This is a genomic window from Streptomyces sp. NPDC059224 (assembly GCF_042754285.1).
In the GTDB taxonomy this organism is placed as follows: domain Bacteria; phylum Actinomycetota; class Actinomycetes; order Streptomycetales; family Streptomycetaceae; genus Streptomyces.
This window is the reverse complement of record NZ_JBHZAN010000039.1, coordinates 65,353-91,968: the sequence shown is the minus strand read 5'-3', so window position 1 is coordinate 91,968 and position 26,616 is coordinate 65,353. Positions and strand designations below refer to the sequence as shown.

The 26,616-nt window shown below is 67.9% G+C and carries 23 protein-coding genes and 5 pseudogenes; 14 read left to right on the top strand and 14 right to left on the bottom strand.

What is annotated here, in order from left to right; genetic code table 11:
- A pseudogene (locus ACFXI4_RS35610) lies at nt 1-374 on the top strand (hypothetical protein); the annotation flags it as partial.
- A 599-nt stretch (nt 375-973) separates the two neighbouring features.
- Here ACFXI4_RS35610 and ACFXI4_RS35605 read toward each other — a convergent pair.
- Nucleotides 974-1,576, bottom strand: a pseudogene (locus tag ACFXI4_RS35605) (IS3 family transposase); the annotation flags it as partial.
- Nucleotides 1,577-1,778: 202 nt separating this feature from the next.
- Between ACFXI4_RS35605 and ACFXI4_RS35600 the strand changes: the two are divergent.
- The 3 genes from ACFXI4_RS35600 to ACFXI4_RS35590 all read left to right on the top strand — a co-directional run bounded on the left by ACFXI4_RS35600 (nt 1,779) and on the right by ACFXI4_RS35590 (nt 3,522).
- Nucleotides 1,779-2,219: a MarR family winged helix-turn-helix transcriptional regulator gene (locus ACFXI4_RS35600; RefSeq protein ID WP_384999023.1), complete on the top strand. Its 441-nt coding sequence runs from the start codon at nt 1,779-1,781 to the stop codon at nt 2,217-2,219.
- A gap of 82 nt (nt 2,220-2,301) precedes the next feature.
- On the top strand, nt 2,302-3,192 hold the full coding sequence (locus ACFXI4_RS35595; protein ID WP_384999021.1) for an NmrA family NAD(P)-binding protein: 891 nt from the start codon (nt 2,302-2,304) through the stop codon (nt 3,190-3,192).
- A gap of 105 nt (nt 3,193-3,297) precedes the next feature.
- Nucleotides 3,298-3,522 carry a hypothetical protein gene (locus tag ACFXI4_RS35590; protein WP_384999041.1) on the top strand — a complete coding sequence of 75 codons (225 nt, stop codon included), beginning with the start codon at nt 3,298-3,300 and terminating at the stop codon, nt 3,520-3,522.
- A 59-nt stretch (nt 3,523-3,581) separates the two neighbouring features.
- Here the strand turns inward: ACFXI4_RS35590 and ACFXI4_RS35585 are convergent.
- Nucleotides 3,582-4,177, bottom strand: a pseudogene (locus ACFXI4_RS35585) (IS5 family transposase); the annotation flags it as partial.
- 173 nt (nt 4,178-4,350) lie between these two features.
- Between ACFXI4_RS35585 and ACFXI4_RS35580 the strand changes: the two are divergent.
- The gene (locus ACFXI4_RS35580; RefSeq protein ID WP_384999018.1) at nt 4,351-4,533 is read left to right on the top strand and encodes a hypothetical protein; all 183 of its coding nucleotides are present in this window, start codon (nt 4,351-4,353) and stop codon (nt 4,531-4,533) included.
- Nucleotides 4,534-4,566: 33 nt separating this feature from the next.
- Here the strand turns inward: ACFXI4_RS35580 and ACFXI4_RS35575 are convergent, their stop codons facing one another.
- Nucleotides 4,567-5,922 carry a PP2C family protein-serine/threonine phosphatase gene (locus tag ACFXI4_RS35575; protein WP_384999015.1) on the bottom strand — a complete coding sequence of 452 codons (1,356 nt, stop codon included), beginning with the start codon at nt 5,920-5,922 and terminating at the stop codon, nt 4,567-4,569.
- A gap of 328 nt (nt 5,923-6,250) precedes the next feature.
- Nucleotides 6,251-6,697, bottom strand: coding sequence for a hypothetical protein (locus ACFXI4_RS35570; protein ID WP_384999012.1), 447 nt, complete (start codon nt 6,695-6,697; stop codon nt 6,251-6,253).
- A gap of 860 nt (nt 6,698-7,557) precedes the next feature.
- Between ACFXI4_RS35570 and ACFXI4_RS35565 the strand changes: the two genes are divergently transcribed.
- Entirely contained in the window at nt 7,558-8,106 is a 549-nt protein-coding gene (locus ACFXI4_RS35565; RefSeq protein ID WP_384999010.1) for a hypothetical protein, read from the top strand.
- Between the two features lie 38 nt (nt 8,107-8,144).
- Here ACFXI4_RS35565 and ACFXI4_RS35560 read toward each other — a convergent pair.
- A pseudogene (locus tag ACFXI4_RS35560) lies at nt 8,145-9,135 on the bottom strand (IS5 family transposase).
- Nucleotides 9,136-9,308: 173 nt separating this feature from the next.
- Nucleotides 9,309-10,232, bottom strand: a complete 924-nt coding sequence (locus ACFXI4_RS35555) for an alpha/beta hydrolase (protein WP_384999032.1) — start codon at nt 10,230-10,232, stop codon at nt 9,309-9,311.
- A 73-nt stretch (nt 10,233-10,305) separates the two neighbouring features.
- On the opposite strand from ACFXI4_RS35555, the gene ACFXI4_RS35550 reads away from it, so the two are divergent.
- Together ACFXI4_RS35550 and ACFXI4_RS35545 are read left to right on the top strand one after the other, a co-directional pair.
- Nucleotides 10,306-10,782: a MarR family winged helix-turn-helix transcriptional regulator gene (locus tag ACFXI4_RS35550; RefSeq protein WP_384999007.1), complete on the top strand. Its 477-nt coding sequence runs from the start codon at nt 10,306-10,308 to the stop codon at nt 10,780-10,782.
- Between the two features lie 340 nt (nt 10,783-11,122).
- Nucleotides 11,123-11,539: a hypothetical protein gene (locus ACFXI4_RS35545; RefSeq protein ID WP_384999004.1), complete on the top strand. Its 417-nt coding sequence runs from the start codon at nt 11,123-11,125 to the stop codon at nt 11,537-11,539.
- Between the two features lie 324 nt (nt 11,540-11,863).
- On the opposite strand, the gene ACFXI4_RS35540 is transcribed toward ACFXI4_RS35545, so the two are convergent.
- Complete coding sequence (locus ACFXI4_RS35540) at nt 11,864-12,484, bottom strand: TetR/AcrR family transcriptional regulator (RefSeq protein ID WP_384999001.1); 621 nt, start codon at nt 12,482-12,484, stop codon at nt 11,864-11,866.
- Between the two features lie 71 nt (nt 12,485-12,555).
- Between ACFXI4_RS35540 and ACFXI4_RS35535 the strand changes: the two genes are divergently transcribed.
- Nucleotides 12,556-13,203: a hemerythrin domain-containing protein gene (locus ACFXI4_RS35535; protein ID WP_384998998.1), complete on the top strand. Its 648-nt coding sequence runs from the start codon at nt 12,556-12,558 to the stop codon at nt 13,201-13,203.
- Between the two features lie 639 nt (nt 13,204-13,842).
- Here ACFXI4_RS35535 and ACFXI4_RS35530 read toward each other — a convergent pair.
- A complete protein-coding gene (locus ACFXI4_RS35530; RefSeq protein WP_384998995.1) occupies nt 13,843-14,040 on the bottom strand; it encodes a hypothetical protein in 198 nt (65 codons plus the stop codon).
- 202 nt (nt 14,041-14,242) lie between these two features.
- Nucleotides 14,243-15,811, bottom strand: coding sequence for a hypothetical protein (locus ACFXI4_RS35525; RefSeq protein ID WP_384998992.1), 1,569 nt, complete (start codon nt 15,809-15,811; stop codon nt 14,243-14,245).
- Nucleotides 15,812-16,216: 405 nt separating this feature from the next.
- Here ACFXI4_RS35525 and ACFXI4_RS35520 point away from each other — a divergent pair, with 405 nt between their 5' ends.
- The 3 genes and pseudogenes from ACFXI4_RS35520 to ACFXI4_RS35510 all read left to right on the top strand — a co-directional run bounded on the left by ACFXI4_RS35520 (nt 16,217) and on the right by ACFXI4_RS35510 (nt 19,893).
- On the top strand, nt 16,217-17,179 hold the full coding sequence (locus ACFXI4_RS35520) for an RNA polymerase sigma factor (RefSeq protein WP_384998989.1): 963 nt from the start codon (nt 16,217-16,219) through the stop codon (nt 17,177-17,179).
- Nucleotides 17,180-17,261: 82 nt separating this feature from the next.
- Entirely contained in the window at nt 17,262-18,158 is an 897-nt protein-coding gene (locus ACFXI4_RS35515; protein WP_384998986.1) for an alpha/beta fold hydrolase, read from the top strand.
- A 514-nt stretch (nt 18,159-18,672) separates the two neighbouring features.
- Nucleotides 18,673-19,893 (top strand): annotated as a pseudogene (locus ACFXI4_RS35510) (IS701 family transposase).
- A gap of 174 nt (nt 19,894-20,067) precedes the next feature.
- On the opposite strand, the gene ACFXI4_RS35505 reads toward ACFXI4_RS35510, so the two are convergent.
- From ACFXI4_RS35505 to ACFXI4_RS35495, 3 genes are all read right to left on the bottom strand, one after another.
- Entirely contained in the window at nt 20,068-20,811 is a 744-nt protein-coding gene (locus ACFXI4_RS35505) for a GNAT family N-acetyltransferase (protein ID WP_384998983.1), read from the bottom strand.
- Nucleotides 20,812-21,140: 329 nt separating this feature from the next.
- The gene (locus ACFXI4_RS35500) at nt 21,141-21,983 is read right to left on the bottom strand and encodes a GNAT family N-acetyltransferase (protein WP_384998979.1); all 843 of its coding nucleotides are present in this window, start codon (nt 21,981-21,983) and stop codon (nt 21,141-21,143) included.
- Between the two features lie 144 nt (nt 21,984-22,127).
- Nucleotides 22,128-22,823, bottom strand: coding sequence for an alpha/beta hydrolase (locus ACFXI4_RS35495; RefSeq protein ID WP_384998976.1), 696 nt, complete (start codon nt 22,821-22,823; stop codon nt 22,128-22,130).
- A 149-nt stretch (nt 22,824-22,972) separates the two neighbouring features.
- Between ACFXI4_RS35495 and ACFXI4_RS35490 the strand changes: the two genes are divergently transcribed.
- Both ACFXI4_RS35490 and ACFXI4_RS35485 read left to right on the top strand, forming a co-directional pair.
- Nucleotides 22,973-23,707 carry a hypothetical protein gene (locus ACFXI4_RS35490; RefSeq protein WP_384998973.1) on the top strand — a complete coding sequence of 245 codons (735 nt, stop codon included), beginning with the start codon at nt 22,973-22,975 and terminating at the stop codon, nt 23,705-23,707.
- A gap of 40 nt (nt 23,708-23,747) precedes the next feature.
- Complete coding sequence (locus ACFXI4_RS35485; protein WP_384998970.1) at nt 23,748-24,542, top strand: SDR family NAD(P)-dependent oxidoreductase; 795 nt, start codon at nt 23,748-23,750, stop codon at nt 24,540-24,542.
- Nucleotides 24,543-25,162: 620 nt separating this feature from the next.
- Here the strand turns inward: ACFXI4_RS35485 and ACFXI4_RS35480 are convergent.
- Together ACFXI4_RS35480 and ACFXI4_RS35475 are read right to left on the bottom strand one after the other, a co-directional pair.
- Entirely contained in the window at nt 25,163-25,708 is a 546-nt protein-coding gene (locus ACFXI4_RS35480; RefSeq protein WP_384998967.1) for a hypothetical protein, read from the bottom strand.
- Nucleotides 25,709-25,740: 32 nt separating this feature from the next.
- Nucleotides 25,741-26,322 carry a TetR/AcrR family transcriptional regulator gene (locus ACFXI4_RS35475; RefSeq protein ID WP_384998964.1) on the bottom strand — a complete coding sequence of 194 codons (582 nt, stop codon included), beginning with the start codon at nt 26,320-26,322 and terminating at the stop codon, nt 25,741-25,743.
- Nucleotides 26,323-26,616: the final 294 nt, after the last annotated feature.

The window sequence follows — 26,616 nt, the reverse complement described above, 5'->3', positions numbered from 1 at the left end:
CCGGCAGGTCCGGCAGTCCCCATCTCACCCTGAGGACCGGCAGTCCCGGCCACACCCTGAGGACCGGCAGGTCCGGCAGTCCCGGTCTCACCCTGAGGACCGGCAGGTCCGGCAGTCCCCATCTCACCCTGAGGACCGGCAGTCCCGGCCACACCCTGAGGACCGGCAGGTCCGGCAGTCCCGGTCTCACCCTGGGGACCGGCAGGTCCGGCAGTCCCCATCTCACCCTGAGGACCGGCAGTCCCGGCCACACCCTGAGGACCGGCAGGTCCGGCGGTCCCCGTCTCACCCTGGGGACCGGCGGGTCCGGCGGGTCCGGTATCGCCCTGGGGGCCCTGGGGGCCCGGCTCGCCGCACAGCGGCACGGCACTTGAGACTTCGACGTAGCGGGCAGCCACCCAGCCCGAGCGTTCCGCAAGCCTGTACCACGTTGTGTCGCCGTCGACGCTCGTGCCGCGTGACTTGCACCAGATTCCGATCCGCGCGCCCTTGGAGTAATGACCCAGCTCGGCAGAGTGAGCCGTCGCCAGGGCGCGGATACTCAAGCCGTTCCTCGCCGTCACGGTCCCGCGAACCGAGGCCAGGGAGGAGTCCCGCTGCGCCTTCGCGGACGTAACCCCTGACAGTGCGGCGCCTCTTATCCCGTGAGCTGCCGCTACCGACCCTGACAGCCCACAGGACAGACCCAGACTCACCGCTCCCAGAAAAAGCGATGAAACGACAATCCTTCGCATTACGAACCACCACGCCTTCCACCGCGTGTGTGTGATTAGGGAGACGTGAAGAGAAAAGCGTATATACCGCTGAGAACCCCGTTACGACACGACCAGGATCGAACGATTCCTTTCCTGACGCGGTTCGGTTGGAACTGCGACGCCTGCAACTACGGTGCCACGGCGGCGAATTATGAGGCACATCGCCGCGTCGCCCCGGTCGAGAAGGGGTCTGATGCAGGTTCGGCTGACAGGTTCGGTCACGCGGCCTGGAGGGCCGGTGTGGTCATGACGGTCTCGAATTCGACGGGGGTCAGGCGGCCGAGTGCGGCTTGTCTGCGACGGCGGTGGTAGGTCCGTTCGATCCAGGTAACGATCGCGATCCGCAGGTCCTCGCGGGTGGGCCAGTTCCGACGGTCGAGGACGTTCTTCTGCAGCAGGCGGAAGAACGACTCCATGGCCGCGTTGTCGCCGGCTGCTCCGACTCTCCCTGTCGATCCGGCCATCCGGTGGCGGTCGAGCGCCCAGACGAATTCCCGGAAGCGGAATTGCGATCCGCGATCGCTGTGCAGGATGCAGCCGTCGACGTGTTCGCCCCGGGCCACGGCGTTGTCCAGGGCATTCACGGCCAGGCGGGACTTCATCCGCGCGTCGATGGAGTACCCCACGATCCTGTTGCTGAAGGCGTCCTTGATCGCGCAGAGGTACAGCTTTCCTTCGCCGGTGGCGTGTTCGGTGATGTCGGCGAGCCATAGCCGGTTCGGGCCGTCGGCGGTGAAATCTCGGCGGACCAGGTCGTCGTGCACCGGCGGGCCGGCCTTCTTGATCCTGCCGCGCTTCTTGCCGAACACGCTCCACCAGCGGTTGTCCCCTCCCCCAGGAGCCGAAATTCTGGGCCGACATGGAACTCGATCTTTCGGGGGCCACCCTCCTTGACTTCGAGTTCACGGATCGACGCGAGTGCCAGGCCGGTCTCGCAGAGGTGTACATCTCCTGGTGAGTGGCGTGGTCTGCCGGCCCGCGACGAGTACGCTGATCGTTCGTCATCGGACGAGGGAGGCCGGCGTGGACTATGGCGACAAGCTCTTCTGGCTCTCGGTTGTGATCCAACGCAAGTACGCGCAGATCTGCGCCGAGTTCGACCTGACCCCCTCGCAGGCCACGCTGCTCTGCGCACTCAGGAACGAGCCGCGGCAGATGGCTGACCTCGCCGCGTCGTTGGGTATGACCAAGAACGCATTGAGCCAGCTGGTCGATCGCACCGCGCGGCGCGAGTTGGTCGGCCGGGCAAGCTCGGCGCAGGACCGACGGGTCGTCATGCTCAGTGCGACACCCACGGGGAAGGTGCTCGCCGAGGCCGTTTACGCCAAGGTCGCCAAGCGCCTGCCCGAGATCGCGAGGAACCTCGACGCCGACGACCAGCGCGACTTCGAGCGCGTGGCCACCGCCATCGTGGACACCTCGGACCTCTCTTCGCCCACCTCGAACCCATCTGTCACACCGTGAGGTCCGCCACACCCACACCTTGACATAGTTCACGCCGTGAACTAATTTCGTTCATGGCGTGAACTAGTGATGGGTGGCAGCGATGAGCACACAGACGACCGGCACGATCGCGGTCTTCGGCGCGACGGGGCAACAGGGCGGGGCGGTGGTCGACGCGCTGCTGGACCACAAGGCGCGGGTGCGGGCTTTGGTTCGCAACCCGCAGTCCGACCGGGCTCAGGTGCTGGCCGCCCGCGGCGTCGAGCTGGCGGCCATCCGGGTCGGCGACCCGGCGTCGCTGGCCGCCGCGCTGGCGACGGTCAAGGGGTTCTACTTCATGACCCCGGAGGCGAACAGTATCGAAGAGGTCGAGGCGGAGATCCGCATCGGCACCGCGCTCGTCGACGCGGCGGTCGAGGCGGGCGTCCCGCACGTCGTGTTCAACTCGGTGTTCGGAGCGGACCGGGAGTCGGGTGTGCCGCACCACGACTCGAAGCACTGGATCGAGGAGCACCTGAGGAAGTCCGGCTTGAGGGCCGCGATGGTTCGCGCGACCGCCTTCATGGAGAACTTCGCCAGCGTGATGGCACCGAGCCTGGAGCATGGGGAGATCGTGCTGAGGCTGCCGCTGCCGGAGGACGTCGCCCTGAAGATGATCTCGGTCAGGGACATCGGCCGGGTCGCCGCCGCGCTCCTGCTCGACACCGCGGAGGCGCCCGGCGGAGCCGTCGAGCTCGTCGGCGACGAGCTGACGGGCCCCCAGATCGCCGCTGCGTTCGGCGCGCGCGCCGGGCTCCCGGCACGGTACGAGGTCCTCCCGTTGAGCGTGCTTCCCAACGAGCTCGACAAGGCGATGTTCCGCCAGTTCGCGAAGGCGGCGGAATACCCTTCGGACCTCGCGGTGGTGCGCTCGATCGAGCCGGCCATCCTGGACCTGGTCGAGTGGATCCGAGCTACCGGCTGGACCCCGCCCACAAATGTGGCTGGTTCCTGAGCCTCCGGCCGCGATGAACGCCCCGCGATCGTGCCCACGATCTCGGCGCTCTGGGCACGGCAACGCATCCGCCAAGGGTTGAAGTAGTCACGAAGCTCCCGGGGCGTGCCCGAGGCCGACACCGGCACACTGGTGGTCGAGAGGCCGCCGGCGGACGGCGAGGTAAAGATCCACGTCCAGGAGGCCCCGGGCCGCCAACCAAAAGACCTCACCGGCTACGCCCGCGAGGCCGCCGCGCCGAACTCTGGACCCGTAAAGCGGATGGCCGGAACAGGCTTGACCGTGCCGGCCATCCGCAACGGTGCACGGCGCGTCTCTGACCGCCACTGAGAGGGCGTTTCGTTCTGCTGTCTAGTCCCTGAATGCCCGGATTCATTGAGGTTCCAGGTGCCGCGCGAGGTCGGGGTGGATTCCGCGGTCAAGCGGCGTGTCATGAGGTTGATCATTGCGAGGTGGACCATGGCTTCGGAGGGTTGTGGTTGGCCTCGTAGTCGCGGGCCGGCCGCCGGCGGTTCATCAGCCGGCCCAGGGTGCGCTCGACGGTCCAACGACGTGGCAGGACGGTGAAACCTTTGATGGTGGGATCGCGGCGGACGATGTGCATGTCGATGCCGAGGGTCGCGGCGTATTCAACAAGGTGCCGGCGGTAGCCGCCGTCGACCCACGTCTTGCGGACGGTGGGACGCTCGGCAGCCACCTTCTCGATGAGGGCCTGGCCGGCGACGGAGTCCTGCACGCTCGCGGCTGTGACCAGCACCGCCGGCAGCAGGCCGACGGTGTCGATGACGATGTTCCGCTTGCGGCCCACGATCTTCTTGCCCGCGTCGACACCCTGGCCGGCCGCGGGGACATGGGTGGAGGGCTTGATGCTCTGCGAGTCGATGACACATGCGCCGGGTTCGGCCTGCCGGCCTTCCTGCCTGCGAACTTGGCGACGCAGGAGACTGTTGAGCTGGTCGAAGACACCCTCCTCCTGCCAGCGGGCGACTGCACTCCGTGGGCAGCGCGCTCAACGACCGTGCGGCACGCGCCTCCAACGAACGCCACCACACGGCTGGAGAACTACACCAGCGCTGACCCCCGCCATGCACTCCGGCCTGAGCAGACAGCGCGGTGCAGTGCCACCGTGCGCCGACCGGTCCCGCTTGAGGAGAGACCATGATCCACGACCATGACCGGCCCCCCCCTCCCGCCAAGACCGCTGCCGATGGGGCCCTGAAGGAGTTCGAGGAAGCTGAGAACGACCCGCGCCACGAAGAGGAGCTGAAACGGCGCCGGGGGAAAAACGACGACGCCATCACACCCAACTCGGACACCCAAGAAGACGCGAAAGGTGAATGACTTCCAGTCCTGGCTTGCTTGGGTTCACCGCCCCTACACGCACCCCCCAGGGGCAGCGCCGGTGGCGTCCGGGAGGCGGACGGCCAGCAGGGCGACGTCGTCGTCGTTGTCGTGGGGCCGGGAGCGTTGCAGCAGTTGGTCGGCGAAGGCGTCCAGGTCGCGGTGGGCCAGGGAGGCGGCGTGCCGGCGCAGGTTCTCCATCCCCGCGTCCAATGACTGTCTGCGGGATTCGATCAGGCCGTCCGTGTAGAAGACGAGTGTCGAGGCCGGGGGGAGGGTGACGCGGGCCTCGGAACGTGGCTGGGACGAAGGCATACCGAGGAGGAGCCCGTTGGCCCCGGTGAGGTAGCGCGTCAGGCCGTCACGACCGACGAGCAGCGGCGGCGGGTGACCGGCGCTGCTCCACCGCAGCTGCCAGGCGCCGGCCTCGTCGACCGCCAGCCGGGCCAGGATCATGGTCGCCATGCGGACGTCGGTGATCTGCGTCACGGCTTCGTTGAGATGCTCGACAATGCCGTGCGTCGGCCGGTCCTGCGACCAGGTGAACGCGCGGATCATGTTGCGTAGCTGCGCCATGCCGGCCGCGGCTTCGAGGTCGTGACCAACAACGTCGCCGATGACCAGTGCGGTGTCACCGCCGGGGAGGTGGAACGCGTCGTACCAGTCGCCGCCGACGTAGGAGGCGTCCGGAGCGGAGAGGTAGCGGGCGGTCATGCCGACCCCCGGCAGGTACGGCAGCTGGGGCAGCAGATAGCGCTGCATGGTCTCGGCGACCTGGCGCTGGCGCTGGTAGTGACGGGCGTTCTCCAGCGCCAGACCGATGCGCCGGGCGATGTCCTCCAGCAGGGCCAGGTCGTGCCTGGTGAAAGCCTCCCCGTCGTCGGAGCGGCCGAGCGTGAGCGCGCCCATGACCTCCCACGGCCCCCGGATAGGGGCGATCACCGCCGTCCTGATCCCCGCCACCCGGAACAGCTTGCGCTGCTCGACGGCGATACCGCTGTCCGGTTCGCCTTCGTAGGTCTGCGGGCCGGCGAGGTTGGACGCCACCCCTCGCAGGGCCCTGGACAGGGGCATGAGAGAGTCGTCGGAGACCGGCGGCATCGGTCCCTGGAGCTCCTCGCGCACGGTGAGGCCGTCGGCACCGGCGTGGACCACCAGATACCGTGACACGTCATCGCTCTCCGTGATCAGGTCGATGACGGCCCAGTCCGCGAGGCGCGGCAGTACCAAAGCGACCACGCGGTGCAGTGCCTCGTCCACGTCGTTGTTGGAGATGAGCTGGGCGGTGATGTCGGCGAGCAGGGCCAGCCGTTCCAGCTCCGAAAGGGCCCGGGCAGCGACCGGGGGCGGGACGGGCCGCACTCCGGGGTCGGTGGTGGTATCGCTCATGACCGCTCCTTGTCGAGCCGTGCAGCGCGGCGCAGAACGGAGCGGTCGAGGCCCGACAGCGCGCTCACCCGATGAGAGCGGAGAACGTCCCGGGCGGGTGACGGCGAACGTCCGGCCCCCGCGGTGCCGGACGCTGTACTGCGGTCGGTGCTTGACGATGTGAGGAACTACCTGGTGAGGCTGCTGTTTCCCCAACAACCGACCGAGCGGCCGCAAAGGGCCACAGCCTCATTTGTAGCACAGGCGTTCCCGTCGGCTCCGCGTCGCACCCGCTCCCCGTACCCACAGGGTTGTCCGCGAGATTCCGGCCTCTTCGGCCGTCTGAGGCTCAATGGCGTGGTGCAGCGGACCGCCCGCGGTCCCTGCGAAGGGCAGGTGTGGTCGCCGGACCCGGAGCGCGATACCTGCCCGCCCTCCGCGCCACGGTGTGGTCCCGATGCGGTCCCCGCGGCGCGGCCAGCACCTCGAAGGCGTGGCCTCGGGAGCCGAGAACCGTGCTGGTGCTGACGGTCTGTGCGGCGCCGGCCCAGACCCGGTTGATGTAAGCCAGCGCACGCGTCTGCCCGGGTCGCATGGCGATGTGCCGGGCGTGGAGACCGCCCTCATGGTCGGGATGGAGCAGCAATCGGGTCGACTGCTCGACGCTCCCGCCGACCCGGGCCACGGAGCAGGCGATCGCCGCGGTGATCCGGTGACCGTGCTCCGCCACGCCGCCGGCGGTCTTGGCGTCGGCCGGCAGCAGCCGGGTGTCCGTGTCCCCGAAGTCGGCACCCATTCCAGGCTGCGCGGGGTGCCGCCACTGGCGTACCCGTCCCGGACTGCCTCCCGGGTGCCCTCCAAGTAGCGCAACGCGGCGGTGTCCAGCACGGCGGTCACCCCAGAGCCACGGGCCAGCTTGTGCATGACCCAGCAGACGGGACCCCGTGACGTCGGTGGCGCAGCTCGCCCCGGCGGCCACCGAACAGCCGTCCAGCAGATGACGGACAATCTTCGACGCCGCCACCCCCTGGCAACAGCGTCGGGGCCGAGCTCGACCAACGCGTCTGCGGCGTACTGATATGCCCTGACGACGCACGACAGCGTGTTCACAGCGGATCTACGCGCGGACATGGCGTTCGCCGGGCCGCCCGAACAGGCCCGCGCAGCGTGGCTGCTCGCAGCACACTGTCACAGCGAACAGCTCGCTGAGCACACCGAAACATCCGGTGTGGAGCGGCTTGAAACCTTCCTGGCAGTGCCGGACGAGCAGTTGCAGGTCCTGCGGGAGCAGGTGCGAGCGCCTCTGGGCGCCAAGTGGCACATGGCGTCGGAGGGCCGCTGCCGTCGGTTCGACGTAGGCTCTGGCTCGACGGCCCGTATGGCGGGCCGAATGCTTGTGGAGTGGACCACCGCTCGCCGGGCACACCCTCCAGGATCAAGCCCTGCCCAGGTGTTGGTGGACAGTCTGCGCAGCTTGTGATTCTCTGCTCGACCGGCTCCGTCGGGGAAGGACGCGCCGCGTTCCGGTGCAGGATCGACGCGGACGATGTGACCGACACCGATCCCGAACTGCCCCCTTCCGGGCTCCGACGGTCTGGGCATCGATTGGCGACTCTGAGGGCTGTTGTGTCAGTGGCGCCGGATACGTTGCTGGGCATGACAAGTTGGATCGACTGCGGCGTCATGGCGTGGGTGGACGAAGAGCGAGAGCCGTACCGGGAAGACGCAACCGTCCTGGTCTGCTTCAAGGGGACCAGCCTGACCGCCCTGGCCGAAGGCCTGTCCGCGCAGCAGCGGCCGCCGTTCGCCCACGGCAACGACACAGAACCCGGCGACTGGGGCGTGATCGTGCACCACATGTTCAACCGCGACGACTACGACGAGATCGACTACCGCAAGCTGTGCCCTTCGGGCGCTGAGCTGATGGTGTTCGTTCCCAATCCGTGCGTTGCCAAGGCCCACGGGCCCAAGGCGTACCACTACGAGGACGGCCAGGTATCGTCCTGCATCGACTATGAGGATCCCGACTACGTCGGAGAGTACTGGCCCAACAAGATGGCCCCTCTCATCACGGCGGCCGGCCTGGACCGTCAGAGCGAGACCTACGAGGAGCAGCTGACCCAGCTGATCTGTGACCACATGGGGCTGCCCGCACTGGATCGCGACACCATCACGGTGGACCGCGACCTGGTGGCCTCCTACTAGGGCGTATTGAGTCGTGCAGGGCGCGTATTGAGTCGTGATCAATGGGTGGTTGGGGTGAGGTCCTTGGCCCAGATCATTGAGGCGCGCAGGTAGAGTCCGGCGAGGTAGCTGTCCGGGGTCTCGTCGTACCGGGTGGCGATGGCTCGCCGGGCATTGAGTTTGTTGATCAGGCGCTCGACGGTGTTCCTCTCCTTGTAGAGGCTCGCGCCGTGCCTGACGGGCCGACCGCCGTCGGAGCCCTTCTTCTTCCGGTTGGCGGCCTGGTCCTTCTTCTCCGGGATGACCGCCTTGATGCGGCGTTTGCACAGGTGGGTGCGGTTGCCGCGGGAGGAGTAGGCCTTATCGGCGACGACCGCGTCCGGCCGGGTGCGGGGGCGGCCGACGGGACCGCGGCCCCGTGTCTTCCCCAGCGCGCGGATGAACTGCGGGCTGTCCGCGGCCTGGCCTGCGGTCAGTACGAACGCCAGCGGGCGGCACTTGCGGTCGGCGGCGAGGTGGACCTTGCTGGTCCGCCCGCCCCTGGAGCGTCCCAGGAGGGCGGCCTTCAGACGGAGTCCGCGTCGGGACCGGGTGCGTCGTCGCTCTTCCCGCTCGGAGGCTGCTTCGGCTTCCTGCCCGTTTCGTCCTTCGGAGTCGCCCCTTTTGACCTGGCCTTCTCCTCCTCGGCCGCGGCCTTCTCCAGGGCAGTGAGGACGTCTTGGCCCAGGTGCATTCCGGCGGCGTCGTGGTGAGCGCGCGGTGGTGGAGTCGATACTGACCAGGGACAGGTCCACCTCGCCTCGCTTCGCTGCCTCCCCGATCAGGCCCTCCAGCAGGCCTCGAGAACGCCCTCGTCACGTCACTGCCGGAAGCGGTTGTGCACAGTGGACCAGGCGCCGAACTCCTTCGGTGTCTCCCGCCATTCCCGCGGGTCTTGAACCGCCAGATCACGCCCTCGAACTGCTGCCGCAGCCGCTCGGGATACACCCCGGGCCCTGGCTCGCCGTTCCCCTCCCTGGCAGCCAGGGCCCCGCCCCGCTCCGAGGCCACTCAAGCCCCCAAGCCCGTCCGCCGTAAGCAGTGTCTCACCCGGGGATGCTAGATCATCTTGCGTCACGCGAATGCAACTGACCGACGAGGAATGGGAGTTCGTCGGGCGGTACGTGCCGGTCGGCGAGTACGGCCCGGGTGGGCCGTCGTCCCAATGAGGGCGTATGCCGCCTTCAGCCTGCTGGCGTGTGCGCCGTGCCCTTGCTGCGGATGCGCTGACGGAGAAAGAGAGCGGCGCGCTCCAACGCCTCGTCGGCTTCGTCCAGGACGCCGGCAAACGCCTGGAAGACATGTGGAACGTCCGCGGTGACGTCCAGGATGACGTCCACTCCGGCTTCCCTCGCGCGGGTGGCCATGCGTGTGGAGTCGTCCAGAAGCACTTCGTTGGTGCCCGCCTGCAGAAGTATCGGGGGGAAACCGGTCAGGTCGGCGCGGATGGCAGGGCTGAGCATGGGCTGGTGCGGGTCCTGTCCCGCAAGGTACATGGCTCCGGTGTGTTCCAGGCCCTCACGCGTGAAGAACGGATCGATGCCGGCCTTGCTGTCCATGCTCCCGCCTGTCCGGGTCATGTCGAGTCCAGGGGAGAACGCCACGATCGCGGCGGGCATGGGCAGACCCGCGCCGCGAACGGCGAGGCAGGTGGCGACGGCGAGGCCGCCACCGGCGGAGTCCCCGGCGAACGCGATCGCCGAAGGATCTTCGCCGCTGTCGAGAAGTGCTCGGTAGGCGCTCACCCCGTCCTCGATCGCGGCCGGGAACGGGTGCTCAGGGGCAAGCCGGTAATCCAACGAGAACGCCCTGAATCCTGTTTTGGTCACCAGGTTCCCCGTCAGCGACATCGCCGTCTCCGGTGAACCGACCACGTAGGAGCCGCCGTGGAAGTAGAGGATTGTCCCGGCCGTCGGAGTGCCGGCCGGCTCGACGAGCACCGCGGGCCGGTCGCCGAGCGCCGCAGTCTGGGTGCGGATCCCGGCCGGGACGATCATCTCGGCCATCATCGCCCTGAACCCGGCGCGGAGCTCCTCCACCGGCCGAGGACCCTCAGGACGGGGCCGCCGGACCATCGCGTCGATCTCCGCGCGCTGTTGCCTGCTCAATGTCGCCTCCACCACAAGTGCATGCCAAGGAACTATATGCCCAGGCATCTGTATGGGCGCTAAGATATATGCCATGGCATCTAAGTCAAGCGGTGGCCGGGCCGACCTCCCGGGCTTCTTCGCCGACCTCGTTCGCTGCGAGACGCGCCTCTACAACGCGCTGAACGACCGTCTTCGCGAGCGGCACGGGATCGTCACCTCCCAGTTCGAATTCCTGCGCTTCCTGCGCGACCACCCTGGGTCCCGGGTGGCGGACCTTGCCGCTGAGTTCGCCATCGGGATCGGTGCGACCAGCAAGGGCATCGACCGTCTGGAGAAGCAGGCACGGGTCATACGGCGAACCAATCCTTCGGATCGTCGCTCGTCACTGCTGGACCTGACCGATGACGGCCTGCAGCTCGTCGAGGCGGCGGAGGCGACCTTCACGGAAACGCTGGCCGAGCTGACCGCAGGCGCCCTCGGTGGCCCCTCAGGACTGGCCGCCGTACAGGTCCTCTCGGAGCTCCGCTCCGCGCTCGAACACCACCAGATCGGCCTGCCCACAGGCTGACTGACGTGTGCATCCACTGCGATCGCCCTCCGGCCATGTGATCGGCCTTTGTTGCGAGGCGAATCCCTCAGATTGGTCACAACTCGATACGCACCCCAGCAGGAGGTCTTTGACCTCCGGGTTACGGCAGTTGGATGTCGAGTCCGCTCTTGGCGATGAGTCCCTCGAGGAGGCGGGGCCGGTACTGCATCCGTTTCAGTCGCGTCTTCACCGACGTGGCGAGTTGGTCAAGGCTGTGTTTGGTGAGGTTGGCCAACGACCTCTTCAGGTGCGACCACGCTCCCCTCGACGGGGTTGAACTCGGGAACGTACGGCGGCAGCTGGCAGACGGTCGGCCGGGATGCAGCGGCAGTACTCCGGCACCGCCGGCAGCCTTCGGCAGCCCCGGCACCCTCCCCCGGCGCCGCCGGGCCGCCGCACCGGGCGAGACCATCACCCTGCGGTCTGCGACGCGCTCGCGACACTGCCCGTCGCAGACGAGAGCCGCGCCGGCTACTCCCGGGGAAAGTTCAAGCACTGGACCGACGCTGCCAAGAACGGCTGCAACGCCCGCGCCGAAGCCCTCCTGGCCGAAGCCATGACCGCCCCTGAGATCGGCAGGCTGCCCCTGACCGGGGGAACACAGTGGTCCGGGGGCACTGCCGCCGCGCTTCGCCCGGACGGGCACGTGTGGTGGGCGACCGAACAGTGCCGGGAGAGCGCCGCGTTTGCCGGCACTGAGTGCAGGGCGCTCCAGGAACTTCCGGCAATCTTCTGAGGGTGGAGCGCCCGACGCGGCCTCGATGCGCCGACCAATGGCCGGCGCCGGTGGCGGAGGGGGGTGCCGGGGGGTGCCCTTCCGGCCCCTCGGGAGTCGGAGGTACTCACGTGTGCACAGAGAACTCTCGTCGTGAGTGCCTGGCCACATCTCCGCGCATGTCCCAAGCCGGTGAGGGCGCGCCAGCAGCCGAGCGTCTGCACCGTGGACGACGGACGTCGATGTGTGTCCACCCACCCACTACGAAGCAGCGTCGTCCTCGCCACCGGATGGCGCCAGCCCTCCCCGGCTGCCGTGGGCAACGGCGGGTCGGACGCCGGCCCTTCAGTTCCTCAGCAAGGCGCGGCAGGCGGCGTGGGCGATCCAGGTCTGGGTGTGGTCGAAAGACCACTTGCGTTCACCGACCAGCGTCATCCATGCGTGCGGGCCGAGGTGAAAGAACAGCAGGTCGACGGCGTCGGAAGGGCTGACATCGGCGCAGAGGGCATCGAGGTCGACCAGACGATCGACTACCTGGGTCAGGGTTTGGATGTAGCCGTCGGCGCCTCTGTCCAGGACCGCCTTGACGGCGGGTTCGCCGGGCGGGTTTCGGTAGAAGAGTCCGTACACGAGGTCCCAGTGCCGTTCATGGGTGATCCGCGTGCCCTCGGCTGTCAGTGCGATCACGGTGCGGGGGTCGTCGCACGCCGCGACCGCAGCCAGGGTGTCGGCGACTGCCGGATCGGTGAGAGCCGGCTCCAGCAGGGCGGCAAGGATGGTCGGCTTGTTCCCAGCGCTGGAGTACACGGTCGGCACGGCGACCTTCGCCGCCTCAGCGATCTCGCCAATGGTGACGCCAGCGTACCCGCGGCTCAGGAAGAGGGAGTGAGCGCTGGTCAGGATGGCTTCCCGGGTGGCGGCCGCAGCGTCGGCGCGCCGGGGTGAGGTGTATTTCCGAACGGTCACGGAGACAGTCTACGCCCTTACGATACGTCAACATTTTGAATGCAGGCTCCTATAATGAATATAGTGCGTGCATGACGACAGAACTGAATGACTCAGCAGCCGTTCTCGAGACCCGCCTGGCCCACAACGTGCACCGGGTGGCCACGACCCTGCTGGCCGATGCGGCCGACCGTCCCGGGGTCCCGCTCCCAGCGCTCGCACAGCTACGCGACTTCCTGGTCGTAAACTTGCGCCACCACCACGAGACCGAAGACCACGACCTGTGGCCCCAGATTCTCTCCGCGGCTCCGGAGATCGCCCAGGGGCTCGACGCGCTCACCGACGAACACCATGAACTGGACGAGGCGCTTGACCGCCTCGCCGCCGTCGCCTTCACCGACGGTCCCGGGTCGGACGAGATGATCCGGTCCGAGTTGCACGCCGCGGCCAGCGCCGTGCGGGACGTGGTGCACAGGCACCTGGATCACGAAGAGCCGATCCTCTTCCCCGCCCTGCGCGCCCACATCAGCCCTGCGGCCTGGACGGACTTCGCCCAGCAAGTCATCGCCACCACACCTCCTGTGGCCGGCCACCTGATGATCGGATTCCTTGACGAGGTCGGCACCTCGGCAGAGGTTCAGCTGGTCCTCAAGGGTCTGCCTGAACCGGTGCACCCGTTGCTTCCCGCCATGCGCAGCCAGGCGGTCGAGGACCTTCGAGTCCTTCGGGACGGGTCATGACACTCGCCCCGCTCAGATGATCGGACGCGGCGGATGCCGCCATCAGGGGCCACCTCACCGTTGCCGCCGCGTACGTCACACCGGCCGGCGGCACCGTGGTCACGAACGTCTCGCCCGTCGCCTGGGTGACCGGGAGGCCGGCATCATGGGCTCCACCACCTGAACTGAGCCCCTCCCCAAAGCGATTGGCAGAGCTGATCCGGGCCTCCCAGCCGTTTCTGGGCGCGCCGAAACGTGGACCCTGTTGGAAGCTACCCGTGGCCTGTCGGCTTCGCCACGAATCCCGCGCTCGCCCTCCGTTTGATCGACCGGACCCTGGGAGCCGGGATCCGCGCATCCTGGGTGGCCGCAGACGAGGTCTACGGAGGCAATCCGCAGCTGCGAGCGCGCTGGGAATCCGCCTGGTCGGCTACGTCCTCGAGGTCGCCTGCGATCACCGGATCGCCACCCGGGCGGCCAAGATGCGGGCCGATGCACTGGCCGACAGGCTGCCCGAACGGACCTGGCAGAAGCTCTCCGCAGACGCCGCAGCCAAGGGGCACCGCTACTACGACTGGGCCCTGGCCCACATTGCCGACGACCAGCACGGTCACCGCCATCTACTCGTTCACCGCATCGCAACAGCGGCGAACCCGCCTTCTACCGCTGTTCCTCGACTGCCCCGGTGCCGCTGGCCACGCTAGTGCGGGTGGCCGGGCGCGGGTGCACCGTCGAGGAGACATTCCAGGCCGCCAACGACCACCAGGTCAGACGCTGGACGTCCTGGCACCGCCGGTCGCCCTCACGATGCTCGCCCATGCCTTCCTGGCCCCAGTCACCGCACACGATCGCGACCACCACCCGACCCCAGCCGAGCTGATTCCGTTGACCTGCAATGAGATCCAGCACCCGTTCGCCGTACTGACCACCTCCGCCCGCCCAGCCGCCCGTCACCTCGGCTGGTCCGTCAGGCGACGACGCCATCAAGTCCGGTCCCGCCTGCCACCACGAACGGCAGGCCGCCCATCAACGATGAAGATCATGATCTACAACCGGAGTATTAGACGGCGAGGAACTCGGCGAGCGGGAAGGAACGGTGGCGACGTGGTGGAACCAGGTAGTTCTGCCGGTGGGTCGTGTTCAGAACCGAGTTGATGCCGGCGTGAGGGCTGCGCGGTTCGACGGGGAGATTCATGTTGGGATAGTGGCCGTCCATGGCGAGCCGGACGATGTTGAAGATCCCGATCGTCGGCTGGAACTGGATGAAATGCAACCCGGCCGCCGGCTTCGAGCTGTAGTGGTCCCCCGCCGGATCGGACGTGTAGTGGAACGGGTTGTCCAGCGTATCGAAGTCTCCGCGCACGGGGATGGTCGTCCCCGAGGGATATGACTTCCCGTAATTGCTGGTTTCCTGCTTCGCGGTGCTGTCCACCTCCGACATGCTCCCGGTGTGACCGAAGGAGTGGTAGCGCTTGACCCCTTCCGCCACTTCGGCCTCGGTCGGCCCCGGCGGTTGGAGGGCAAACGTACCCGGCGCGGGAGCGGGGGTCAGGCCCGGCTGGAGCATCGCCTGGACGCGGTCCGCGTACTGGGGGAAGTTCTTCTCGTACCAGGTCTCCAGGTCCTGGAAAAGGTGCGAGAGATGCATGGTGGTGCCCTGTTTGAAATAACCGTCGGGCCACTGGTCGGTGAAACCGGGCAGGGTCTCGAGATTCGCGATGTTGTCAGGCCCCATGTTCGACACCAGGGTGGTGGCGAATCCGAGGAAGCCTTGCGACTGCCGGGGAATCGACTGGGCGCCCGGGATGTTCGCCGCCAGCGCCAGCTTGCTCGGCAGGCCCTGCTCCCCGTAGAAACCACCCCCGGAAAAGCCCTGGCGGATACTCGTCACCTTGAACAGGCTGCCCGCCTGATTGCTTCCGGACCCGAAGATCGCTTCGGTGGCCTCCTTGATATGAGCGAGTCTGTCGCTGCGCAGCAGCACCGCCACGTCGTTCTGTTCCAGGCGGACCGGCCCGAAACCGGACGGAGGCTGGTCGCTGGGGAAGGTCCTGGCGTCCTGCAGTGCGTAGACGGTCCGGCCCTCCGCCTTGGAGGTCATCAGGTCGACCGGCAGATAGGCCGGGTAACGTGTTCCCGCCTTGAAGAAGTCCGACCCCTTGTCCAGGGTTGGAATGTAGTGGTGGAAATAGGGAAGTCCCCAGGCTACGGTGACGCCCACCCCCGTGGGAGTGGGTGGAAATTCGCTTTCCAGAGCCACGATGGCGGACTCGAGATGGTGCTGCGCTTCCTGCAAGGCCTTGGCATTCGCCGGAACATTCAGCTTCGCGGTGATGACGTGATCGTGCAGGGCCGGCACCCGGACCGCAATCGTTCCCTTGCTGCTCTGGACGGCCGAGTCATCGACCATGACCACCTGCTCGTTCTGCAGGATGTACTGCTCCTGGACGGGCGGCCCGGCAGAGGCGGTCGGGCGGTCCGGTCGTTCCGCGATCGTATCGATCATCTTGTAGATGCCGGCGGATGCCAGCGCGGCACCGAAGGTGCCCGCCGTCCCCTGGAGAAGACGGCGCCTGTTCAGCGCCTGCCGAGGTCCGCCCGCACGCCCTTTTTCGTTGCCGTCCGTCATGGTTCCCTCGCTGTGGAATAGATGGCCACCATCATGGGGCATCGAATTTCCGCCCCCGAAGGCCGTGACTCACCTCTGCCACGAATGCCCACCGAAGGGGCTGGGGGCGGAACAGTAAATTCACCGCGCCGATATAAACACACGGGATCCAGGGCCGCCGAAGCCAACACGCCAAAGAGCCATCGAGACCAGCCGCATTAAACGGAAGCCGAAAGACATCCCACGCTGCGCTGCCGAACACCGCCCGGGGGCGGGGATCCATCGGTGCGCGCCGACGACGACTGAGGAACCTCCCACCTGGGCGGTACTCCAGCCGGACTTCGGACTTCTGTGTCTCTCCTGGTCAACGGCCTTGCGGTGGGGAGCGTAGCGGGGGTTGCGCGTGCTGTACGTACTCTGGGGCGCGTGCGAACCGTGGTGTATGAATATCCGTCCGACAAGGACCTGGTGCGCAGCGCCCAGGATGGCGACACGGCCTCCTTCGGCGCGCTGCTGGAACGGCACCGGGCCGGCATGCGGGCTGTGGCGCTGAGCGTGCTGGGAAACCGGCCGGACGCTGAGGATGCCGTGCAGGACGCCTCGCTGATCGCCTTCCGGCGTATCGGCGACGTGCGGGAGCCGGAATCCGTGAGCGCGTGGCTGCGGATGATCGTGCGCAACTCATGTCGCTCGCGGCTGCGCTCGACGCCTCCCACGACGCCGTTCGCGGACCTGTCCCTGCTCGTGGCGGAGACCGATCCCGAGCAGATCATCGACCGGCATGCCATGCGCGACTGGATCTGGCAGGCGATCGACGAACTGTCTCCCACACTGCGCATGACCGTGATGCTGCGGCACTTCAGCCCGCGCACCCCCTCCTACGACCAGATCGCCGCGCTGTGCGGAATACCCGTCGGCACGGTGCGCAGCAGGCTCGGCGAGGCGCGGAAGAAGCTCGTCGAGGCGATGGTCGCGACCGCGGACTCCGTGCACGCCGATGTCCTGGCTGCGTCTCGGGCCAGCGCCCGAGACGCAGTGGAGACACTGGCCGCTGCGGAGCAGGGGCGTTTCGCGCAGCTCACGGCTGAGCGATGGACGCCTGATGCCGCCTACTACGAGGGGCGGCAACGAGTGGGCGACCGGGATTTCCTGATCCGTGGCATGGCTGGTGATCTCGAAGCGGGGGTGCGTCAGCGGTTCGTGAGCGCCGTCACCAGCAGGGACACCACTATCTGGGAAATGGACATGGTCAATCCACCGGACGCGCCGGACCACTGCCCTCCGGCCGTCGCCTGGTTGATGACCATGAAGGACGGCAGAATGCACCAACTTCGGCTCTTCCACGCCCCCGGTGTCCAGGACGGCAGAACACCGCCCACGCGAGTATGACGCGTATCACTTTTCGCGATCGAACTTTCCGAGATGCGCTGCGTCTTGTGGGTGTTCACAGCACTACCCACACGGAGAACTGATGCGGAACGAAACGGCAGACCTCCTGTCGCCCGGAGCCCACGAGGTTGTGGTGGACGGTCTGAACCAGCGGTATCACGTCTACGGCTCGGGCCCCGTCTGCCTGGCCATACCCGGGGGGCCTGGCGTGATCTGGGAATCCCTGCGCGCGCCCAACCTGGAGGAGTTCCTGACCATGGTGTACGTCGAGCCGCTGGGCACGGGAGGATCGCAGCGCCTTCCGTCGCATCCCAACGGCTATACCCGCGAGCGCTACCGGCGCAGCCTCGTGGGCCTGCTCGACCGGCTGAGGTTGTCCCGCGTCTTCTTGCTGGGGCACTCTCACGGTGGTTTCGTGGCCCAGTATGTCGCGCTGCACCATCCTGACCGGCTTCGCGGGTTGGTGCTCTACGAAAGTGCTCCGGTGACGGGCGCGGAGCACATGGCCGAGGCCGCCGTCCGGGTCGAGGAATTCGTCCACCGCAACGAGGGCCGACCGGAACTCCACGCGGCGCTCGCTGCGCTCCAGAGTGTCGGGGCCGTCACCGACGACGAGGAGATCACCGCTGCACTGCGCGGTCTGCTCCCCGTCTACTTCGCGCGTTACTGGGATCGCGAGGACGAGTTCCGCGGGTTTCGCGAGGCGGTCAGCTGCACCTACATCTCGTCTCTCGACGAGAACGGGGAATCCGACATCATCGATGACCGGGCGGCTCTCCCGAAGCTCACCGTGCCCACCCTGGTCGTAGTCGGTCGGCATGACGTGATCTGCGGACCGCGGTGGGCAGAGGAACTCCACGCCCTGATCCCCCGGTCCCGGTTGGTCGTGCTGGAGAACAGCGGGCACTTGGGCCACGTTGAAGAGTCCGAGGCGTTCGCGGGCGCCGTGCGCGCCTTTGCTGCATCGACGTCCGGGTAGAGCTGTCCTCCCCCTGACCGTCCTTCCGACCCTGGTGCCCGTGATCTCGTCGCTGTCGTATCCGGCGACGATGGGCAGGTATCTGACAAACGATTTCTCCCACAAGGCGGGTTACGCAGCGAGCATCAAGCGACACCGGGTGCGTCGCTAGTGTCCTGCGCCGGAAGTTCGTAGGTAGTTCGTACTGGGCCGCAGGTGGTCAACACGCCTGGTTGCCGACCGGAACCCAAACGCCCGGACGAGACGGATCTACCAACGGATTACTGGCGCAGAACGCTGGCCAGGGGAAGGATTTTCCTGCCCTGATGACAGCCGGACCAGGCCGGTGCCCGGGCAGACGTCGCGTGGGCTGGGGCCACTGCCGGGGCGGCCTGCATCGGGGTTGCGACCACCGACCCGCGCAATCCGCCCGCTTACCAGTCTGCGCGACAGTCGCGCGGTGCCGGCATCCCGAGACACGGGCTCCAGCACGAGCTCCTGGTGCAAGGCGCCATGACGCCGACTGCGGGGCCGAGTGCGCGGCGCCCTCACCCGGCTCCGGCGCACGGGCAGGTCCGCCGCCGGCCACCGCTTCAGGCGCGTCAAGCCACGACGCAGAATGCGTGACTACGTCCGGGCGCTGCTGGGCCCGGTCGGCCGCAAAAACGGCTGGAAGCTGGCCGAACACGCCGGACACCGCACACCCGACCGCCTCCAGCGAATCCTCAACGGCGCCCGATGGGACGCCGACGAACTCCGCGACGACCTCCAGCACTACGTAGCCGAACGGCTCGGCGGGCCCGACGGGATCCTCATCCTGGACGACACCGGATTCCTCAGGAAGAGCACCACCTCGGCCGGCGTGCAGCGCCAGTACTCCGGCACCGCCGGCCGTACCGAGAACCGCCAGATCGGCTTGTTCGCCACCCACGCCGCCCAAGGCGGACGGGCCCTGGTGGACCGGGAGTTGTATCTGCCCGAGTCCTGGACCGACGACCCCGATCGCTGCCGCGCCGCCCACGTCCCCAACGAGCGGGCCTTCGCCACCGAGCCCGACCTCGCCAAGACCACGGTGCTGCGGGCGATCGCCTCGCCGCTGCCGCTCGCCTGGGTGACCGCATACTCGGCTACGGCCAGGAGTGGCGGCTGCGCCGCATGCTGGAGGAGACCGGACTGGGTCATGTCCTCGCCCTCCCCACGTCCCAGCAGATGCCGCACTTCGGACGCATCGACCACCTCTTCTCCCAGGCTCACGACGAAGCGCGGGAGCGACATTCGTGCGGGAACGGTGCGAAGGGCCCACGTCTCCGCCACTGGCCGCCCCGCAGATCAGATCCACCGAGGACTTCGACGGCGACATGCCCACCCACCAGCGGTGGGCACTGGCCCGCCGCAGCATCAGCACGCCCGAGGAGATCGCCTACCACCTCTTACGCACCGCTCGGCACCACGGTCGAGAATCTGGTCCGTGTCGCCGGGATGCGCTGGGCCATCGAGGATGCCTTCCAGGCCGCGAAGGACGAATGGCCTGGACCAGTACGAAGTCCGCCGCTACACCGGCTGGATGCGGCACAGCACCCTGGCCATACCGGCGCATGCCTTCATGGCCGTCATGGCTGCGGACGCCGCGGCAAAAGGCGCAGCAGAAACGGTTCCTGCCTCGCGCCCCTCACCGCGGCAGAAGTTCGGCGGATCCTGGCAACCGTCCACTCACCCCTCGCCGTTCACCGCCACCTCGTCCGTGCACGCGCACTGAGATGGTCACACCGGCGCAGACGACGCCGAGCCGTCGCCCGCCGTTGCCACTATCGGCGGCGGCAGCACACGATCGAGGGGCGGCCGGGGAAAGGGAACACGGACCGTCAATCAGCCCACTACACTCACGCAAACGGCCCCTGAACAGGGAAAACGTCAAAGTTCTGCTGGAGTACTAGGCAGGGAAGGTGAAGAGGCGGTACTGCGAGACCTCGGCGAAATCGAATCGCCGGTACAGCGGCTCGCCGGCCGGGCTCGCGGCGAGTGCGGCCAGCCTCATACCGCGATCCTGGCCCACGCGGAGCGCCGCCGCCGTCAAAGCTGTGCCGACGCCGCGTCGGCGATGCGTATCGGCGACATGGACGATGAAGATCCCGGCCACATCGTGGGCTGCGATCACCACGGTCGTCCCGACGACACGGTCCTCGACAACCGCTGCCAGGCGGACGATGTCCGCGTTGTCCCGACGCTGCGACTCGATCCGCACGATGTCGGATTCGAGGCTCGGTGCGACACCCATGGAAGCGCTGTAGGTGCGTACCAGTTCCGGCAGCAGGCCCTGATCGGTCACCTCCACGATCCGCAGGCCGGCCGGTGGCTCCATCGGTTCGACCGCCTGGCCGAGCGGTCTGACCATCACGGGGATCGTGGTGAACTCCTTCGCCCCACGCTCGGCGAGGGCGGACGACGTGCCTGCGGGGCTGTCCGGGCCGACCCACCACCACCAGGGCACTCCCGCGAGCCGGTCTCGCGCGATGGCAGTGGACTGCTCCACCGCATCCAGGGACCGGATACGGACCACTCCGTTGAACTGTGGCTGAGCCAGCCCACTGCGGAAGTAGTCGAGATCACCGTCAGCGCGGTCCGCCATGCCCCATCCGGTCAGATATTGACGGAAGTTGGCGGTCACGCAGCCCATGCTCTGAGGGTGCCACAGGTCTCGCGGGATGCTGTCCGGGGATGCGCCCGCCGCGAGCGGTTCATCAGCTCTGCTTGATATGTCCGTCATGGGTGTTACCTCTGTCCGAAAGCCTCGGACCTGAGCGGCCCGAGGGTATCTCGTGGCTTGTCCTGCTGCATGGATACCTTGCCGACCGTGCAACCCAGCCGTAGGGTCGTCGTCTCCGCGCCCGGCGTTGCCGGTAGCCATCGACGCTGTCGGCGGTTGCGTCGAGTGATTCCTGACTGCCGACACCTCACAAACTCCGGCAATGCCGTCCGCAACCAGCCTCTCATTGATCTTGTATGTCAGGGCACCACGATTCGGTAGTCCGAGATGGGCCGGTATCCGATGCGCTGGTAGAGGCTGTTGCTCGTCGGGTTGGCGAGGTCGGTGAAGAGAAGTACGTGTTCCGCGCCGGCGTCGCGGGCCGCCTGGGAAACGGCTGCGGTGACGGCGGAGCCGTAGCCCCGGCCGCGATGCTCGGGCAGCGTGTAGACGGGGGTGAGGCGAGCCGTGCCGGCCACCACCGACGTCATGGCGGCCATGGCCACCGGCTCGTCCCCGACCGTCCACAACCGCCAGCCGCCCCGGCTCATCCGCTCGTCGACAAATGTGTCGAGATCCGCTCCGAGCGAACCGGCTTCCGCGACGAAACGGGTGCACCAGTCGTGAAGAAGAGCCCGGTCACCGTCGGTCGCCGTCCGCGATGCCCCCGGCGGCGTGACACCAGGGCTCACAAGCGGGCCAAGACGATAGAGGCGCAGGTGCGGTCCGCTCTTCGGCGCGGAGCCGGTGGCCGTCTGCCACGCTTCGGAGAAGGCATGGACCGACGAGTCGTCGGCCAGGAGCTGTGTGAACGGGTGAGCTTGGGTGGCCAGGAATCCGGCCAGGTGCGTTGCCGCGGCCTGGGAAAGGCGGCTCGCGGTCAGCAGGTGCGGTGGCATCCACACGAACGCGGCCGTCGTCGCGGTTCCGTCCGGCTCCCGCCACCAGCCCAGCACCGTGGGCGGGGTTTTATCCCCGGCCCGCAGCTGCTCAATTGTGTCGAGTCCGGACAGCAGCATGGTGTGCAGGTCGGGACGTGCGGCAAGCAACGGCCCCGCCTCAGAACGAAACACTTCGGGCTTATCCGTAATGAACCAGGTCACGAGATCACATCTCCTGCTTACCCACGAGCGGCAACCCTCAGTGCCGGTGGGAAGCGGTTGGGGGCCCGCCGGCCGCGGCGGACGCGACTGGCGCGCGGTAGGGGCAGCCAGGCTCACGCTCCTGCTGGAGTCCGTGCAGCCGGCTCAGGGCAGGCTGAGTTCGTCCCTGATGAGCTCGGCAAGTGCGGAGGGCTGCGACAGGAAGGGCGAGTGCGAACTGTTCAGCCGCAGCGTCCTGTCTGCGCGCTTCGCGAAGAGTTCCTGGACGAAGGGCGGGATGGCACCGTCTGCTTCGCAGATGATGTAGGTGCTCGGAATCGTCTGCCAGGCGACCGCGGTCAGCTTCTGGGTGGTAGCGGCGTAGGACTGGTAACCCAGGGCTGCCGCCGCCTTCTCGGCAATGCTCCTGTCCACGTCGCCGTAGAAGACGTCGACCGGGCTCGCGACGGTCAGGAAGTCGCCGACACCCTCCTGCTGGTGAAACTCCCACCAAAGCGCCGGGTCGCCGCCCGCGCTCGGCAGCAGGGAGTCCCCGGCGTCGAGCTGGAACGCAGCGAGGTAGACGATGCTCTTGACGTTGGGCGCATCGGCGAGTGCCTCGGTGGTGGGAACACCGCCGTAAGAGTGCGCGACGACGACCACGGGCCCGCCGATCGCCTCGACCGCGCCCCTGATGGCGGCCGCGTCGGAGTACATGTCGCCCAGTGCCTTGGGGTCGTCGCCGCACGAGGTGAGGGCCACGGTGTGGACATCGATGCCGGGGAGGTCGTCGATGAGGAGTTGCAGATGCTCGGGCTTGTGCCACGCTCCGGGCACCAGCAACAGCGACGGCAGGGGCATTCGAACCTCAAAGGGCAGATGATGCGTTGGGCATGATGTGCGGGCCCATCATGTAGGCCCTCACCGCGCAGCGTCCACGTGATAGATGTCACTAACTATCTATAACGGGATCCGTACCCGACCCTCCGGGGACAGCCCCACCGACCCGCTTGCAGCGCAGGCGGACCCGGCGGCGCCGACCACGACCCGCTGGACCGTGCAGACCGCCCTCGACCTCGGCTCCCGATATCCGGCATCACCGAAGCCGTCTTCACCCGTTCCCTGTCCGGACGCACCGCCCTGCACGCCACCGGCGCCGCACTGCCCGGCCCCACAGACACCCTCCTCGGCGAACGCGACGCGGCCCGCCTCACCGACCAGGCGAACAGGCCCTGTCCGCATCCGAGGTCATCCCCTACGCCCAGGGCCTCCACCAGATCCAGGCCGCCGACGACACCTACAAGCGGAACATCGACCTGGCTGCCGTCGCCGCGCTGTGGCGCGCCGGCTGCATCATCCGTGCCGCCTTCCTCGACCGCGTCCGCGACGCCTACGCGACCGACCCCGCCCCGCCCGGTCTGCTCACCGACCCCGGCTTCGCCCAAGGAGTTGGCGACGCCCAACTGCCCTGGAGGCCTGGTCATGGCCCACGCCGCCCGCGACGGCGTCCCTGCCCCCCTTCGCGCCCGCGCTCGCCCACTACGACACCCTGCACGCCCCGCGCCTGCCGGCCGCCCTCACCCAGGCAGAGCGCGACTGCTTCGCGGCGCCCACACCTACCACCGCACCGACATCTTCCATACCCGCTGGGACACCGAGCGCTCCGAAGGACCCAAGCTCCGACCTTGCTTCGCCGGCCACACCCCGTGTCGCACACGTCAGACCAGAGATTTGGATTACAGTGACCATCTAACGCGCGACATCTACTCAGGAAAGAGGACGACCATGTCCACACAGAAGGCCGGTACAGCACTCGTCACCGGCGCGACGGCAGGTCTGGGTGCCGCCTACGCCGAGGAGCTGGCGGGGCGCGGGCGCAACCTGCTGCTCGTCGCCCGCGACCAGGCGCGGCTGGAATCTTCCGCAGCGAACCTCACGGAGCGTTTCGGCGTCCAGGCTGCGGTGCTGAGCGCCGATCTGGCCACGCCGACGGGCATGCGTAGTGTCGAGGACCGCCTGGCGGCCGACCCCTTGGTCGACATGCTGGTGAACAACGCGGGCAGTGCCCTGTTCGGCCCCCTGTCCGCGGCAGACCCGGATGGGCTGGAGTGGCTGATTACGTTCAACCTGACCTCCACCACCAGGCTGGCGGCCGCCGCCGCGAAGGCCTTCTCCGCCAGGGGCTCGGGCACGATCGTCAACATCTCCTCCGCCCTCGCGCTCAACATCCTGCCCGTAGGCGCCGTGTACAGCGGGACCAAGGCATACGTGATCGCGTTCACCCAGGCTCTGGCACAGGAGTTCGCCGGTTCCGGTGTCCGCGTGCAGGTGGTGGTACCAGGGGCGCTGGAGACGGCGATCTGGGCCGGCTCGGGCATCGAACTCGACCAGCTGCCCAAGGAGGCCGTCATGGCTCCCCACGACGCCGCACGGGCCGCGCTCGCCGGTCTCGACGCCGGGGAGCTGGTCACGATCCCCTCGCTGCCGGAGTACACCAAGTGGGAGGAGTACGAGACCGCCCGCCAGGAACTCATCCCGGGCCTGTCCCTCACGCGCCCCGCCGAACGCTACACCGGCTGACATCTGGGGCAAGCGCGCTCTTCGTCGGGGCCAGGGGCCAACCGCCCCCGGTCCGTGCCCCCTTCGCGCCCTGCGACTTGGGGTCGGAGCCAACGTGACGGCCGGCCGTTTGCCGTGCAGCACCTCGACGGGGCGCCGTGGGACCCGGTCAACGCACTGCCGTCACGCCCCGTAGGGCCCGGTCTCGCAGTCGAGGGCCGCCAGGAATGGAGTTGCAGGCGAAGCCCGGGCAGCGCCTGCCGGCCGTGGGTGACGCCAGGGCGCGGGGGCCCGGAGCCGGCCCGCCGGGCACCAAGGCGCTTGGGTCTCATGGCGGCCCTTCCAAGGTCACCTCCGCCAGGCTGCACGCACCGCCAGCGCGGGGCTGCCAGGCTTACGGCGGAACCACGTCGCACCCAGAAGCAGCCGGGGAAGGGGGCATTCACTCGCCGCCGGTCGCTATGACAGCCAAGCCCGAGCCCGCCGGGTCAGGGGCGGCGGCACAGGCCACGACCTCAGGACGCCGTACCGCGGGGTCGGGTGTCAGCGGCCGGTTGGTTTTCCCCACTCGTGGCCACTTCGGCTCCCACCACGGCCACTTCTGTCCCCGCCGACGGCCACTTTGTGTACGCAGCGTGAGGTCACCCACGGCGGTGTTCGCCCCACCACGGCAGGATCGGAGGCAGGTCGCTGAGCCCACCGGCCGGCCGCTTTGGCATCGGCGACTCCCCGTCGTCCCCGTCCCAACGGCGCGCGTACTGGTCCGGGAGGTTGCCCCAGCCCCAGTAGGGAACCGGGCGGTCGGGCACCTCGCCAAGTTCCTCGAGGGGATCAATACGCTTCCCCGCCACCGTGCACAGGTGCGCCCAGTCATCGCCCATGTCGAAGACATAGGCGAACTGTTCGCCGGCCTGCAGCCTGCTCAGCTTGGTCACGTGGCCGTCCACGGTGCCCTCCGGGGGCTCGCCGTCCCACCAGTCCAGCGGGCTGACATGGGTGGCCTCGGACAACGTGAACAGGTGCAGGTGAGCCAAGTCCCAGCGCGCGAAGGCGAGATCGATGGCCGAGGCGAGTTGCGCGAAGGAGTGCGATTGAGCAGCGGCGAACACCCGACCGGGACGCGGCCACAGGTCCGCACCGTGGCCGGAGACCAACTCCACCCGGATCGACAGCCAGGTACGAGCCACGTCATTCCCCCGTCATGCGCCCGATCCGCGAGTCAGCACCGCGGCTGCTGACTGTGACTGCCGACTTCGGCAGCCCTCGCCACCGCCGCGTGCGACGCCTGCAGGATCTGCTCCGACAAAGGCGTGCCTGCGGTGGCACGGGCAAGAAGTATGCCGCCGACTAGCGTGGCATAGGCAGCCAGGCCGGCATCGCCAGGCGCGATCCACCCCGCGAGTTCCTCGACACCCCTGGCGTAGGTCTCCCTGTACTCGGGCTCACGCGCGACGTCGCCCGCGAAACCGGCTGCGGGACAACCAGTACCAGGGTTGTCGCGATGCTCGACGGAGAAGTAGGACTCAAGCAGCGACTGCCACGCCGCCTGGTGCCCTCCAGCCTCGTGGTCCAGAGCCACAAGGTCTTGCAAATTGTCGGCGAACGCCTTCGCGGTAGCCTCGTCGACGAGCGCGGCCTTGGAGGCGAACTGCTTGTAGAAGCCGCCCTGAGTAAGTCCGATCGTCTTCATCACATCCGCAATGCCGACGTTGGCGACACCGTCCTCGCGGAACAGCCGAGAAGCCGCAGCCACCGTTCGCTCCCGGTTGGCCTTCGCTTCTGCCTGCGAGACGCGACTCATTTATCACCCTCCGTAATACCGACTGGCCACCTGTGCTGCTTGCGGCTGTTACAACGACCAGCGGGCTGACACCCCCATCCCTAAGATTACGCCTGCCGTCTATCACCTGCCACAGCCGCAGCCACCCGTCGGCCGCGATCCCGACGAGCACACCCGACCAGGTCCCGCGGGCGGTGGTCGATCGACCGGTACCCACCGCTCGCCGCACCGGCGAGCGAGCAAGGCACCCACGTTCCAGAGGGCACGGACGTCGCCTCGCATGTAAGATAACGACAAACATCTAACAGTCGCGTT